Annotated in this window: 13 protein-coding genes; 6 read left to right on the top strand and 7 right to left on the bottom strand. The window is 72.6% G+C overall.

Annotated features, from left to right (window positions below; all coding sequences use genetic code 11):
* Window positions 1-49: 49 nt before the first annotated feature.
* The 4 genes from KVT44_RS03650 to KVT44_RS03635 form a co-directional block, all read right to left on the bottom strand.
* Window positions 50-622, bottom strand: a complete 573-nt coding sequence (locus KVT44_RS03650) for a GNAT family N-acetyltransferase (protein WP_217566072.1) — start codon at window positions 620-622, stop codon at window positions 50-52.
* A gap of 278 nt (window positions 623-900) precedes the next feature.
* Window positions 901-2,280: a hypothetical protein gene (locus KVT44_RS03645; RefSeq protein WP_217566071.1), complete on the bottom strand. Its 1,380-nt coding sequence runs from the start codon at window positions 2,278-2,280 to the stop codon at window positions 901-903.
* An 81-nt stretch (window positions 2,281-2,361) separates the two neighbouring features.
* Window positions 2,362-3,768 (bottom strand): GAF domain-containing protein, encoded by a 1,407-nt coding sequence (locus KVT44_RS03640; RefSeq protein ID WP_217566070.1) that lies wholly within the window; start codon window positions 3,766-3,768, stop codon window positions 2,362-2,364.
* A gap of 357 nt (window positions 3,769-4,125) precedes the next feature.
* Entirely contained in the window at window positions 4,126-5,760 is a 1,635-nt protein-coding gene (locus KVT44_RS03635) for an acyl-CoA dehydrogenase family protein (protein WP_075031033.1), read from the bottom strand.
* A 17-nt stretch (window positions 5,761-5,777) separates the two neighbouring features.
* On the opposite strand from KVT44_RS03635, the gene KVT44_RS03630 reads away from it, so the two are divergent.
* Window positions 5,778-6,941, top strand: a complete 1,164-nt coding sequence (locus KVT44_RS03630; protein ID WP_217566069.1) for a YihY/virulence factor BrkB family protein — start codon at window positions 5,778-5,780, stop codon at window positions 6,939-6,941.
* Between the two features lie 108 nt (window positions 6,942-7,049).
* Here the strand turns inward: KVT44_RS03630 and KVT44_RS03625 are convergent, their stop codons facing one another.
* On the bottom strand, window positions 7,050-7,901 hold the full coding sequence (locus KVT44_RS03625; RefSeq protein ID WP_217566068.1) for an NAD(P)H-binding protein: 852 nt from the start codon (window positions 7,899-7,901) through the stop codon (window positions 7,050-7,052).
* Between the two features lie 103 nt (window positions 7,902-8,004).
* On the opposite strand from KVT44_RS03625, the gene KVT44_RS03620 reads away from it, so the two are divergent.
* Window positions 8,005-8,940, top strand: a complete 936-nt coding sequence (locus KVT44_RS03620; RefSeq protein WP_217566067.1) for an AraC family transcriptional regulator — start codon at window positions 8,005-8,007, stop codon at window positions 8,938-8,940.
* Between the two features lie 10 nt (window positions 8,941-8,950).
* Window positions 8,951-9,637, top strand: a complete 687-nt coding sequence (locus KVT44_RS03615) for a helix-turn-helix transcriptional regulator (RefSeq protein WP_217566066.1) — start codon at window positions 8,951-8,953, stop codon at window positions 9,635-9,637.
* On the opposite strand, the gene KVT44_RS03610 is transcribed toward KVT44_RS03615, so the two are convergent.
* A complete protein-coding gene (locus KVT44_RS03610; protein ID WP_190174459.1) occupies window positions 9,620-10,024 on the bottom strand; it encodes a VOC family protein in 405 nt (134 codons plus the stop codon). The two genes, KVT44_RS03615 and KVT44_RS03610, sit on opposite strands and share 18 nt — an antisense overlap.
* Window positions 10,025-10,182: 158 nt before the next feature.
* Between KVT44_RS03610 and KVT44_RS03605 the strand changes: the two genes are divergently transcribed.
* Genes KVT44_RS03605 through KVT44_RS03595 form a run of 3 tightly spaced genes read left to right on the top strand, consistent with a single transcriptional unit; the run spans window position 10,183 to window position 11,975 of the window.
* Complete coding sequence (locus KVT44_RS03605; RefSeq protein ID WP_190174458.1) at window positions 10,183-10,584, top strand: DUF3592 domain-containing protein; 402 nt, start codon at window positions 10,183-10,185, stop codon at window positions 10,582-10,584.
* Window positions 10,585-10,639: 55 nt separating this feature from the next.
* On the top strand, window positions 10,640-11,293 hold the full coding sequence (locus KVT44_RS03600; RefSeq protein ID WP_217566065.1) for a hypothetical protein: 654 nt from the start codon (window positions 10,640-10,642) through the stop codon (window positions 11,291-11,293).
* Between the two features lie 28 nt (window positions 11,294-11,321).
* The gene (locus KVT44_RS03595; RefSeq protein ID WP_217566064.1) at window positions 11,322-11,975 is read left to right on the top strand and encodes a ThuA domain-containing protein; all 654 of its coding nucleotides are present in this window, start codon (window positions 11,322-11,324) and stop codon (window positions 11,973-11,975) included.
* On the opposite strand, the gene KVT44_RS03590 is transcribed toward KVT44_RS03595, so the two are convergent.
* Complete coding sequence (locus tag KVT44_RS03590) at window positions 11,953-13,029, bottom strand: LacI family DNA-binding transcriptional regulator (protein ID WP_217566063.1); 1,077 nt, start codon at window positions 13,027-13,029, stop codon at window positions 11,953-11,955. The genes KVT44_RS03595 and KVT44_RS03590 overlap by 23 nt on opposite strands.
* Between the last annotated feature and the right edge of the window lie 27 nt (window positions 13,030-13,056).

The raw sequence follows: 13,056 nt of genomic DNA, 5'->3' as shown, positions 1-13,056 counted from the left end.
GCGGCCCGGTGACCGCCCGATGGCGGGCCGAGGGCCGGCCCGCGGCAGGTCAGACCGCTCGTGCGCCCGGCCAGGGCCCGGGCGCGGCGACCTCCGGCTCCTCCTCCACCTTGGTGTCGAAGAGCTTGAAGCCGCGGCGCAGGTAGTTGTCCATCGCGTGCTCCCCGTCCTTGCTGCATGTATGCAGCCAGACACGCTTCGTCTCGGACCGCCCCGGCCAGCGCTCCGCCAGGTCCCAGGCTCGCGCCACCCCGTACGAGAGCAGGTGCCCGCCGATTCGGCGGCCCCGGAAGGCGGGGATCAGCCCGAAGTACATGACCTCGACAACGCCGTCGTCCTGTGGGTCCAGCTCGACATAGCCCGCGGGCGTTCCCCGGTCGTAGGCGACCCAGGTCTCCACGCCGGGGCGGTCCAGGACCTCCTGCCACTGCGCGTACGTCCAGCTCAGGCGGTCGGTCCAGCGGATGTCTCCGCCCACGGAGGCGTACAGGAAGCGGTTGAACTCGGGCGAGGGGACTTCGGAGCGCACGATCCGGACGTCGCCGTCGGGCGTGATCGCGGGGAGCAGGTCGCTCGACGCGGTCTGCTCCAGGGACCAGGTGGTCACAGTGACGGTGCTCATGGGGGCCAGGGAACCACGGGCTCGCGGCCCGCTCCAAAGCGGGCCAGTGTTTTCGCCCCCGCCGCCCCTACCCGTCCCATCCCCGGGGGCTCCGCCCCCAGACCCCCGGGGTGTGTTCTTCGACTGCGGGTGGGTGGGGGCCGTTCGCGCAGTTCCTCGCGCCCCTGAAGACCCCCTGCGGGGGTCCAGGGGGCGCAGCGCCCCTGGCGGGGTCTGGGGCGGAGCCCCAGAAGGGTGGGACGGGTAGGGGCGGCGGGGGCGAAGAACCCCCGGGGTCCCTAGCCCAGGGACTTGTTCACCGCGGTCAAAGGGACCGCGTACAGGACGCGCTCCGGTGTCGTGTCCGGGTCGGCGCCGGTGAGGGTCCACAGTTCGCCGGTCTCCTGCCAGTAGGACAGGGAGGCGGTGTGCTGGCCCCAGCAGGCGTAGGACTGGTCCCCCGTGCACTGCACCGCCTCGGCGGTGTGCCCGCTCTGCCGCCACAGCGTGCCGTGCCGGCCACCGCTGGCCGGTGCGTGGCCGACGTACCAGTCGGCCCTGCGCGCCCCGGCCGGCGTATAGGAGAGGACGCCCGAGAGCGCGGCGGCCTTGGTCGTGTAGGCCTCACGCGCGTCGACCCGCCCCAGGGAGTCGCTGCCGAGCAACCCCGCCCGGCCGGCGACGGTGCTGTACGAGTACCGCCAGATCCGGGTCCGCTCCGTGCCGTCGGCCGGCGCCGCCTCGGTGGCGACCAGGCTGTCCGGCGTCGAGGTGCGGTCCAGCGACAGGGAACCGAAACAGGGGTTCGCCCGGGCCTCGCCCGAGCCGCACGTGCCGCCCGCCGGGCTGTACGAGCCGACGGCCGGCAGCACGTACTGGTAGCCGTGCGCGGAGTAGCCGCCGCGCACCTTGCCGATCGCCCCGCTGTCCACGCCCGCCTTCAGGAGGTGGTGCAGGTCGAAGACGAGCAGGGAGTCGTCCTGCCCCGCGCCGTTCTGCGCGGTGACGATCAGCTTGCCCTGGTACCAGACCATGCCGCCCATCCGGGAGCGGACCGCGCCGAAGTCCTTGCCGCCGTCGCGCGGCGCGACCAGCAGCACCCAGCGGTACCTGAGCGCCGCCGGGTCGCTCGCGTCGATGAAGGCGACCCGGGCCAGACCCCGGTCGGTGGCGGAGGCGCCCGCGGCCCGGTCGTCGTGGTTCCAGCCCGCCAGGATGACCCGCCGATCGCCCCACCGGCCGTCCTGGTCGGCGTCACCGGAGGTGGTGACGGAGGCGGGCGCCCACTGCTGGGTCCGCGCGTCGTCCGAGGCCCAGCAGTACGCGCGGGTGGCGACCGGTTCGAGCGGCAGCGCGGCCCGCTCGGTCCCGGAGCAGTCGGCCTCGTCGCGCATCGTGTGGTCGGCGCTCGCCAGGACGCCGGAGACCCCGACGTTCCCGCCCATGTTCCGGCTGAGCGTGCTGAGAGTGTCCCCGGCGACCAGGTTCTCGTGCAGTTGGAGCCTGCTGGTCTCGGCGGCCGAGGTGAGCGGGGTCAGCGCGCCCGGACTGTTGCTGCCCGTGGCCTGGGAGGTGCTGATCAGCGTGGCGGCCGCGGTGAGCGCGAGAGCGGTTCCGGCCAGTGTGGCGCGCAGCGCCTGTCCCCTTCGCCTACGACGGTGTCTGCCGCGGTGCTTCATGCGTCCTCCCGAGGAAGGCCAACTGCCCCTCATGATCAGAACGTTGACGGAGAGACGGGTGGGGTGGCCTGTGGAGGGATGCTACGTCAGAGAGCCACGTGCCTGGTCAAGGACCCCGGAAGACGGTCCCGAAATACGCTCCTTGCCTCTCGCAGGGGGCATATTCGGCCGGTCGGGTGACGCGTCGGGCCCCGGTGCGGTACAAGGGGGCCCGGGATTCCGCGCCCTGCGCACCGCCGGCGCCGTCGAGTGGGGGAGGAGGTCCCGGGGGTCCTCCGGGAGCACCAACTCGACCTCCGCGGCCTCGCAGAAACGATACGGCCGGTGTTCCAGAAAAGCCCCGAGATACCGCCGTACGCGCGACATCTCGGCCCGCACCGTCACCGTACGACCGGGGTCGTCGAACAGGTCGTCGGCGAGCCCGGAGGCGCTGCGCCCGACGGGTCGGACGGCCAGCAGGTACAGCAACTCGGCATGGCGGGGGCTCAGTTCGTGGCACCAGGAGCCCGCTTCGGACGAGACGGTCACCGAGGAGCGCCGCGGGTGCGCCAGATCCAGGACGATCCGCGCGGCCCGCCGGGGCCCCGGCTCGTCGGCGGCCCGCAGCAGCCAGCCGCCGGGCAGCGGCTCCACCACGCACAGCCCGAGCGTCGGCAGCCAACTCCGCCCGGGAGCGAGCGCCTTGGGCAGCGCGAGCCGTCCGGTGTACGGCATCCCGGTGACCGCGGCCGTCCAGCCGTCCTGGTCCACGGCGAGGGCGCGCCCGCCGAGCCGGGCGAGCACCGGCGCCGCCACCGCGCGCAGCCCCTCCAGCGAGGTCAGGTGCAGCTCGCGCAGGTGCGCCTCGGCGAGTTTGGCCACCGAGCCGACCAGGGCGAGCGTCGCCGGGTGCAGGGTGTCCAGCGGCCCGCTCACGTCCACGACGCCGATCAGACTGCCGTCGCGCGGGTCGGTGATCGGGGCGCCGGTGCAGGTCCACGAGTGGTGGGTGCGCACGAAGTGCTCGGCGGAGAAGACCTGGACGGGGCGCCGGGCGACCAGCGGGGTGCCCACACCGTTCGTACCGACCACACCCTCGCGCCAGTCCGCCCCGAGCTCGAAGCCGAACCCGTCGGCCTTGCGCAGCACGGACGCGCTGCCCTCCCGCCACAGCACCCGGCCGTCCGCGTCCGCGACCACCATGATGTGGTGCGCGACGTCCGCGACCGAGAGCAGGCCCTCGCGCAGCACCGGCAGGACATGCCGCATCTGTGAGGTCTGGCGCCGCCGCTCGACCTCGTCACGGACCAGCAGCCCGGCCCGGAAGTCGTGGTCGGGGTCGACTCCGCTGCGCAGCATGCGCTCCCAGGACTGCTCGATCACCGGGCGTGGCGCGAGGCGGGCGGGCTGTCCGGAGAGCGTGGCGTCGCGCACCTCGCGCAGGACACGGGCCGCCTGGGCGGCGTCCAGGGCGGCGAGCCGCGTCACGTCGATCGGCGTGTGCGCCACGGAATCCTCCCCATCCTCCCCGGACGGACCGACGGACCGACGGGTTCAGGGCGTGTGTGGCCCACCACTGCCCGGCCCTTTTCGGCCACGGTCGCCCGGGCCCGTACTGACTGCTGTTCTCATAGTGCCGCTCGGCGCCGACGGAGGGACACAGTCCGGCCACAGAGGCCGGAAAAGTTGCAACCCCCTGCAACCCTGGCGAACAGCCGTACGGGGTCGGAAACTTGAGCAACGCCGCCCGTGCGGCGTTCGCGCTCCTCACAACGGGGCCAGAGAGCGGGGGTGGTGCCGTGTCGGCGCAGCACCACCCCCGCGCCCGGTGCGGAGACCGGATCAGGAAACAGCTCAGGAAGCAGCTCAGGAAACCGGTCGGGCCCGTTCCACCACCGTGGCCAGATCGAGACTGTGCGGCAGGGTGCCGAAGGCCGAGCCCCAGTCGCCACCCAGCCGTGAGGCGCAGAACGCGTCGGCGACCTCCGGGGGCGCGTACTGCACGAGCAGTGACCCCTGCAGCACCAGCGCGACACGCTCCGCGAGCCTGCGCCCGCGACCCTCGATACCGTCCAGGTCGGCGAGTTCGCCCAGCAGGTTCTTGATCGCGCCGTCGAGCCGGTGGTCGGCGCCTCGGGCCCGGCCCACCTCCTGCAGGAACGCGTTCAGCGCCTGCGGCTCCCGCTGGATCGCGCGCAGCAGGTCGAGGGCCTGCACATTGCCCGCTCCCTCCCAGATGGAGTTGAGCGGTGACTCGCGCAGCAGCCTCGGCATGCCGGACTCCTCGACGTACCCGTTGCCGCCCAGGCACTCCAGCGCCTCCACCGCCACCGGGGTGCAGCGCTTGGTCACCCAGTACTTGGCGGCCGGCACCGCGAGCCGCAGGAAGGCCCGCTCGTCCTCGCCGCCGTCGTCGTACGCCGCCGCCAGACGCATCGCCAGCGTCGTCGCCGCCTCCGACTCCAGCGCCAGGTCCGCCAGCACGTTGCGCATCAGCGGCTTGTCGATCAGCTTGCCGCCGAAGGCCTCCCGGTAGGTGCAGTGGTGCACGGCCTGCGCCACGGCCTGCCGCATGACGGCGGCGGCGCCGAGCACACAGTCCAGCCGGGTCACCGCGACCATCTCGATGATGGTGCGCACCCCGCGCCCCTCGTCCCCGACCCGGCGCGCCCAGGTCCCGTCGAACTCGACCTCGCTCGACGCGTTCGACTTGTTGCCGAGCTTGTCCTTGAGCCGCTGGATGCGGAACACGTTGCGGGTCCCGTCCTCCAGCACCCTCGGCACCAGAAAACAGGTGAGCCCGCCCGGCGCCTGCGCCAGCACCAGGAACCCGTCCGACATCGGCGCCGAACAGAACCACTTGTGCCCGGTCAGCTCGTAGGTCCCGTCCTCGGCGAGCGGCCGCGCCTCGGTCCTGTTCGCCCGTACGTCACTGCCGCCCTGCTTCTCCGTCATGCCCATCCCGAAGAGCACACCGGCCTTCTGGGAGGCGGGCCGCAGCCCCTGGTCGTAGACGGTGGACGTGAGCAGTGGTTCCCAGAGGGCGGCGAGCGCCGGGTCGGTGCGCAGGGCGGGCACCGCCGCGTGGGTCATCGAGAGCGGGCAGCCGTGGCCCGCCTCGGCCTGCGACCACACGACGAAGCCGGCCGCGCGCCTGAGGTGACCGCCGGGACGGCTCCAGGCCGCCGTCAGCCCCGCCGAGACCCCCTTGCCGAGCAGTCGGTGCCAGGCGGGATGGAAATCGACCTCGTCGACGCGGTTGCCGTAGCGGTCGTGGGTGCGCAGCTTCGGCGGGTTCTCGTTGGCCAGCACCCCCCACTCCTGCACCTGCGCGGAGCCCGTCGTACGCCCGAGCAGCGACAGCTCCTCGTGTGCCTCGTCGAGAAGTCCTGGATCCAGGTGCCGCTCGACCGCCTCCACGAGGGCCCGGTCGGCGGCAAAGACGTCATATCCGACCAGGGGCGGAGCCTGGTTGGTCACGGTGTGGGTGCTGGCTGCCATACGGATACGGTAAGGACGTGCACCAGGCAAAAGAAACACCTGAACGGTCTCCCGTGGGCCGCTTTCACCGCGCTCGCGCGCTGTACAGGAACGTGTCGAAGCGCAGGACCGCCTGGCTGCTGCTCAAGGACACCGTCAACTCCTGCATGGAGTACCGGATCCTGGGGCTGGCGGCCGAGGCCGCCTTCTTCACACTCCTGTCCGTGCCGCCCCTGCTGCTGAGCCTCATCGGGCTGCTCGGGTACGTGGACGACTGGACCGGCGCGCACTCGATCGCGAGCCTGGAGTCCAACATCATGGAGGCCTCCCGCACGGTCCTCACGGACAAGGGCGTCCACCAGATCGCCGAACCGATCCTTCACGACGTGATGAAGGGCGGCAGGCCCGACATCATCTCCCTCGGCTTCCTCTTCGCCCTGTGGTCGGGCTCGCGCGCGGTGAACGTCTTCGTCGACACCATCACCGTGATGTACGGCCTCGACGGCACCCGGGGGATCGTGGCGACGCGCGTGATGTCGTTCCTGCTGTTCATCGTGGCGCTGCTGATCGGCTCGATCGCGCTGCCGCTGATGGTCGCGGGCCCGGACGCGGTGGTGCAGATCGTGCCGTGGTCGGCGACGCTCGTGCAGGTCCTGTACTGGCCTGTCGTCATCGTGCTCTCGGTCGTCTTCCTGACCACGCTGTACCACGTGTCGGTGCCCGTCCGCTCACCCTGGGTGGAGGACGTGCCCGGCGCCCTGGTCGCCCTCGCCATGTGGGTCTTCGGCAGCTTCCTGCTCCGTATCTACCTGACCAGCACGGTCGAGGGCCCGACGATCTACGGCTCACTCGCCGCCCCCGTGGCCGTCCTGCTGTGGATCGGTGTGTCCGCGTTCGCCGTCCTCGTCGGCGCCGCCGTCAACGCGGCCATCGACCGGGTCTGGCCGGCCGCCGCCACGGCCGCGGCCCGCGCCGCGAACGAGCGCCTGCGTCAGGAGCAGGCCGCCGAGTACGTCGCCCGCGCCGCCGCCCACCGCGCCGCCGACCCCGACCCCGACGACCCGGACATGCCCTCCGAGTTCCCGGAACGCTGGTCCCGCTTCCTCCCCCCGGAGGACGTGACCTCCCGCCTCCGCACCCACGTCAAGAGCCCCCACCACCCCCGCAAGCACAACGACGACGACCACTGCGCGGACGAGTAGCACGGGATGCGGGGCGGAGCCCTCGCCCGAGGGGCGCGGGGAACTGCGCGCCCAGCCCCCACCACCCGCACCCGAAGAACGCACCGCGGGGGGTCAGGGGGCGGAGCCTCACCCCTTCCAGACACCCGCCCCCGCCGCCTCCCGAGCGAACGCAGTGAAATCGCGCGGCTCCCGCCCCAGAACCTCCCGCACACCCTCCGAGAGGTAGGAGTTGCGCCCGTCGAGCAGGCTCTCGAAGAGCTCGACGAGGAACTCGACCTCCTCCGTCGGCACCCCGAACCCGGCCAGCTGATCGCCGTACTGGCGCGCCGTCACCGGGAGATACGTCAGCTCACCCCCCGTCGCCGCCGCGATCTCCCCGACCGCCTCCCGGAAACTCAGCAGCCGGGGCCCGGAGACGGCGAGCTCCTGCCCGGCATACCGGTCGCCCCCCGTGAGCACGGCCACCACGACGTCCGCGATGTCCCGCACATCGACGAACGGCTCCCGCACCTCACCGGCGGGAAACACCAGTTCCCCGCGGAGCAGCCCCTCCACCAACGGCCCCTCGCTGAAGTTCTGCGCGAACCACGCGGCCCGTACGACCGTCCAGTCCGCGCCCGACGCCCTCAGCGCCTCCTCGGTCGGCCGCGCCCGCTCCTCACCCCGCGAGGACAGCAGCACCAGCCGCCGCACCCCGAGCCCGACCGCCTCCCGTGCCAGACCCCCGACCACCTCGGCCGCGTCGGGCGAGCCGACGTCCGTGGGGTGGACGAGATACGCCGCGTCGGCACCCCGCAGGGTGTCCGCCCACGTCGACCGGTCCGTCCAGTCGAACCCCGTCGCACGGGACGCGGCCCGCACCCTCAGCCCCGCCGCCCGCGCGGCCTCGGCCACCCGCCGTCCGGTACGCCCCGTGGCGCCCGTCACCAGCACCGTCATGTCCCGTACGTGCTCTTCGCCTGCCCTGTTCTGCGTCATACCGACAGTGAATCGCCGCCCGCGCAGGACTCCCATCGCCGAGGGGCTCATTCCCATAAGCGGACGTCTACGTCCCTTCCCCTCGGACGTCTACGCTGACGCCATGGACGCACTCGCCGGTCTGCTGGAGGGCCCCCGGGCACGCGGCGCCTTCATGATCCGTGCGTGCTTCGACCCGCCCTGGTGCGTGCGCGTCGAGGACCGCGCCCCCCTCACGATCATGCTCGTGGTGCGCGGCGAGGCCTGGGTCGTGCCGGACGCGGGGGAGCGTGTGTTCCTGCGGGCCGGTGACCTCGCGATCGCCCGCGGCCCTGACCCGTACACCTGCGCGGACGACCCGGGGACCCCGCCGCAGGCGGTGATCCTGCCGGGCGGCGAGTGCACCTACCCCGACGGGCGGTCCCTGAAGGGCCAGTGGGACCTGGACGTCCGCACCTGGGGCGACCGGCTCGACGGCTCCACGGTGCTGCTGATCGGGACGTACATGATGCGGGGCGAGATCAACGGCAGGCTGCTCGACGCCCTGCCGCCGCTGCTCTCCCTGACCCAGGACGTGTGGGACTGCCCGCTCACCGCGATCCTCACCGAGGAGATCGTCCGTGACGAGCCAGGCCAGGAGGTGGTCCTGGACCGGCTCCTCGACCTCCTCATGATCGCCGCGCTGCGCGCCTGGTTCTCCCGTCCGGAGGCCGCCGCCCCCGCCTGGTACCGGGCGCTCGCGGACCCCGTCGTCGGCCGGGTGCTGCGGCTCGTCCAGGACGACCCGGCACACCCCTGGACGGTGGCGACGCTCGCCGCGAAGGCCGGGGTGTCCCGGGCCGCGCTGGCCCGCCGCTTCACCGAACTCGTGGGCGAGCCCCCGATGACGTACCTCACCGGCTGGCGCCTCGCCCTGGCCGCCGACCGGCTGCGCGAAACGGACGACACCCTCGAGGCGATCGCCCGCCACGTCGGCTACGGCAGCGCGTTCGCCCTGTCCAGCGCCTTCAAACGGGTGTACGGGGTGAGCCCGCAGGAGCACCGGACGCGGGCGGCGTAGCCTGACGTACATGTACGTGGAGCGGCCTTCCCGGTTGGCGGGCGCCGTCGTGTGGTCCCGTGGAACGTCCGGTTCGACGGTGGGGGCTGTGCTTCCCGACGGCTGTATGGACCTGCTCTGGCACGAGGGGCGACTGTTCGTCGCCGGGCCCGACACCCGGGCGTACGTTCCCGAGGACGCGGCTGGACACTGGGCGGGCGTCCGCTTCTACCCCGGCACGGGGCCGACGTTCCTCGGCGTACCCGCCCACGAACTCCGCGACCTGCGCGTCGACTTGGCGGACCTGTGGCCGGCCGCGGAGGTCCGGCGCCGCACCGCGCGGCTCGCCGCGGCCGCCGACCCGGTGACCGCGCTGGAGCAGGTGGCACTGGAACGGGCGGCTGCGACCGATCCCCCCGACCCGCTGCTGCGGGAGGTCGTGACGGCCCTGGACGCGGGCCGGTCGATCGCGGCGACGGCCGATCGACTCGGCCTGAGCGCACGCCAGTTGCACCGCCGCTCACTGACCGCCTTCGGCTACGGCCCCAAGACCCTCGCCCGCGTCCTGCGCCTGCAACGCGCGCTCGCCCTCGCCCGCGCCGGGGTCCCCTTCGCGGAGACGGCGGCCCGCTCCGGTTTCGCCGACCAGGCCCATCTGGCCCGGGAGGTACGGGAGTTGGCGGGCATGCCGCTGGGGGAACTACTCGGGCGCGGGTAGCGCCGCGAACAGGTCGACGCCATTGCCGTCCGGGTCGTGCACGACCGCGTAGCGCATCCCCCAGAAGGCGTCCCACGGCTTGAGCTCGCCGTGGTACCCGGCGCCGACCAGGTCCTCGTAGACGGAGTCGACCTCCGCCGGGCCGTCGCAGCCGAAGGCGAGCGACATCCGGCCGCCCCCGTCGGCCGGCGGCCGCCACCCCGCATGGAACGAACGGACCGTCTCCTCGGTGTCGATCGCCAGCCGGGCCCCGCCAGGCAGTTCGGCCTCGACGTGCGGCTGGTCCTCGGCGCCCTCGGGGAAGACGAGCCCGAGGCGGCGGTAGAAGGCGAGCGTGGCGGCCATGTCGGAGGCGACCAGGCCGATCACGGCGAATCGTGGAGTCATGGGGACACCGTAGGCAGGGCGCGGGAAGCGGGTCTTGAACGAATCGGACAGAGTCCCCCCGCGGGCGGAGCGACGGGAACCGAACTCACGGAGGAGCACGTCTCCTGTGGCCGGGACGGATCAAGTACGGGTTACCGGTGCGGAGGGAAGGCGAAGGCATGTCAGGCACACTCGGGGGCGTCCTGTGCGGGGGAGTCGGCGTGTTCCTCCTCGGCTGCGCGCTCTCGGAAGGCGTCCAGATGCGCCGGTTGCGCCGTCACGGGCTCCACACCCACGGCGTGGTGGTCGACAACGTCCGCGTCCGCAGTGACGACGGTCCGGAATGGGTGCCGGTCATCGAGTTCCTCGACCAACGGGGCCACCGAGTGGAGTTCAAGCCCCGGATGCGCGGATCCGGAATGGGGCTCGCCACCGGGCTGACCGTGCCCGTGATCTACCCGCCGCACAACCCGCAGCGGGCCAGGGTGCGGATGTGGCGGCACATGACGGGACCGGTGGTCGTCATGGCGTTCGCGGCAGCGGCCTTCCTCGCGGTGGGCGTCTTCATCGCCGTGAACTGACGTTTATCTGTACTGAGGCAGATCTGTGGAACACCTGTGCGGCAGGATGGGTGCCATGATCCGACCTGTGCGCGTGCTGTTGCTCACGGTGGTGCTGCTGTGTCCCGTGCTGCTCACGGGGTGCGGTACGGAGAAGGCGGGGGCCGGGACCGGGGTGGACTCGACGGCGTCGGTCGCCGTGCCGAGCCGGGCCGAACTCGACGCACGTGCCCGGGCGTTGCAGATCGCACCGGAACTCGTGTACGTCACGAAGGCTCCCGGCTTCACCCTCGCCCAGCAGTCGGTCGGCGTGTACGGCGACGACGGCTTCTCCGGCGTGTACTGGGCGCAGGAGACCAACGCCCAGATCCAACTGTCCGTGGAGCGGGGCACGATGACGGCGCGGTCCTGCCCGAAGCAGCCGGTCGGCGGCATGGCGGGCGAGCGGACGGTGTGTGAGCGGGACGGCGACGCGTGGTACCGCGTCGGTGGGGGTCGGCACGAGTACGCGCTCGTCGAGAAGGGCCATGTGCTGAAAGTGAGCGGTGACTCGACGAAGGTGACGCGGGCCGTCCTGCGCTCCGCCCTCCACTCCGCCCACCGCCCGAGCGACGCCGAACTCGCCGCCGTCCTGCCACCGGCTCGGACGGCCACGGCGCCCGTGGAGCGGGGTGACCTGCCGTCGACGGGAGACGGGGCACCCGACAACGAGGTGGGAACCTCGGGTTGAGGCGATCACCAGACATAGGCTCGCGTCCATGACCACCCGCGTTCTCGTCTACACCCGCACCACCGACTACCGGCACGACTCCATCCCGGCCGCCGTCGCCGCCGTACGCTCCCTGGGCGCGGCCCACGGCTTCGACGTCGACGCCACCGAGGACCCGGCCGCGTTCGAGACGCCCCTCGACCCGTACGCGGCGGTCGTCTTCCTCTCCACCAGCGGGGACGTGCTGACCCCGCCCGGACGGACCCGGCTCGCGGCGTACGTCGAGGGCGGCGGCGGGTTCGTCGGAGTGCACGCCGCCGCCTGCACCGAGTACGACTGGCCGTACTACGGCGAACTCCTCGGCGCGCGCTTCGACCGGCACCCGGAGTACCAGCCGGGCAAGGCCGTCGTCGAGGACCGCGGGCATCCCGCGACCGAACACCTGTCGACCGTCTGGGAGTTCACCGACGAGTGGTACGACTTCCGCGCAAACCCGCGCGGCGCGGTCCGCGTCCTCGCCTCCGCCGACGAATCCTCGTACGAGGGCGGTGGCATGGGCCGGGACCATCCCCTCGTCTGGTGCCGGGAACAGGGCGCGGGCCGGGTCTTCTACACCGCGCTCGGGCACGCCTCGGAGGCGTACGAGGACCCCGACTTCCGTGCGCATCTGCTCGGCGGCATCACCTGGGCGGCCGCCCTCTGAGCGATTCGGCCGCTCTCCAACTGCTCGGTACCGGCCCCGTACTCGCCCGTTCCACCAGACGCGTCGACAACTCCGTACGCGTGCCCTCGGGTTGCTCGCCCGCCATCATCCGCACGAGCAGGCGCAGTGCCGTCGCGGCCATCTCGGAGAGCGGCTGGCGCACGGTGGTGAGGGCCGGGGTGGCCCAGCGCGACTCGGGAAGGTCGTCGAAGCCGACCACACTGAAGTCGTCCGGGACGCTCAACTCCCGTTCGGACAGGGCCTGGTAGGCGCCAAGGGCCATCCGGTCGGAGCAGACGAAGACGGCGGTGGGCGGCTCGGGGAGGTCGAGGAGTTCCCGCATGCGGCGGTGGGCGCCGGTCTCGCTGAAGCCGCCGTAACGGACGTACTCGGGGCGGTGCCCGATCCCGGCCGAGGCGAGGGCCGAGCGGTAGCCGGCGACCCGGGCGCCGCCCCACATCCTGCGGCGGAAGCCGCCGATGACGCCGATGCGTTCGTGGCCGAGGGAGAGGAGATGTTCCGTCGCCAGCACCCCGCCCTGCCAGTTGGCCGCGCCCACCGACACCACACCGGGCGGCGGTTCGAGCACCGGGTCGATCATCACGAACGGGATGCGGTGCTGCTCCAGCCAGGCGTACTGGGACGGGGTGAGCTCGGCCAGGTTGAACAGCACGCCCGCCGAGCCCCGCGTGGTGAGCTTGTCCAGCCAGTCGCGCTCCGGGCGCCCGCCCCCGGTCCGGGTCAGGCCGGCCGAGACGACCACCTCCAGGCCCGCGTCGTGCGCCGCGCCCTCCACCCCGTGCAGCACCGCGCCCGACCAGGAACTCTCCAGCGAGTGCACCACGAGGTCGACCAGCCCCGGCGGCTTTGCCGCCTCGAAGCGGGGTCTGCGGACGTAGCCGAGCCGGTCGAGCGCCTCGGTGACCCGGCGGCGGGTCTCCGGTGCCACGTCCTCCCGGCCGTTGACCACCTTCGACGCCGTCGGCACCGAGACCCCCGCCGCACGGGCGACGACCGCCAGCGTCGGCCCGGCCACGCTTCCCGTACGCACCATGAGAGCCCGCCTCCCCGGCCCGCCCGA

This window comes from Streptomyces sp. GbtcB7 (genome assembly GCF_019091445.1).
Classification (GTDB): Bacteria; Actinomycetota; Actinomycetes; order Streptomycetales; family Streptomycetaceae; genus Streptomyces; species Streptomyces mirabilis.
This window is presented reverse-complemented; position numbering and strand designations above follow the sequence as displayed.

Bases quoted from the DNA above. Each gene is read 5' to 3' on its own strand.
- KVT44_RS03625 (WP_217566068.1), bottom strand. From the start codon at position 7,901: ATGACGCAGAACAGGGCAGGCGAAGAGCACGTACGGGACATGACGGTG.
- KVT44_RS03615 (WP_217566066.1), top strand. From the start codon at position 8,951: ATGTACGTGGAGCGGCCTTCCCGGTTGGCGGGCGCCGTCGTGTGGTCC.
- KVT44_RS03650 (WP_217566072.1), bottom strand. From the start codon at position 622: ATGAGCACCGTCACTGTGACCACCTGGTCCCTGGAGCAGACCGCGTCG.
- KVT44_RS03600 (WP_217566065.1), top strand. From the start codon at position 10,640: ATGATCCGACCTGTGCGCGTGCTGTTGCTCACGGTGGTGCTGCTGTGT.
- KVT44_RS03645 (WP_217566071.1), bottom strand. From the start codon at position 2,280: ATGAAGCACCGCGGCAGACACCGTCGTAGGCGAAGGGGACAGGCGCTG.
- KVT44_RS03605 (WP_190174458.1), top strand. From the start codon at position 10,183: ATGTCAGGCACACTCGGGGGCGTCCTGTGCGGGGGAGTCGGCGTGTTC.
- KVT44_RS03590 (WP_217566063.1), bottom strand. From the start codon at position 13,029: ATGGTGCGTACGGGAAGCGTGGCCGGGCCGACGCTGGCGGTCGTCGCC.
- KVT44_RS03610 (WP_190174459.1), bottom strand. From the start codon at position 10,024: ATGACTCCACGATTCGCCGTGATCGGCCTGGTCGCCTCCGACATGGCC.
- KVT44_RS03620 (WP_217566067.1), top strand. From the start codon at position 8,005: ATGGACGCACTCGCCGGTCTGCTGGAGGGCCCCCGGGCACGCGGCGCC.
- KVT44_RS03635 (WP_075031033.1), bottom strand. From the start codon at position 5,760: ATGGCAGCCAGCACCCACACCGTGACCAACCAGGCTCCGCCCCTGGTC.
- KVT44_RS03595 (WP_217566064.1), top strand. From the start codon at position 11,322: ATGACCACCCGCGTTCTCGTCTACACCCGCACCACCGACTACCGGCAC.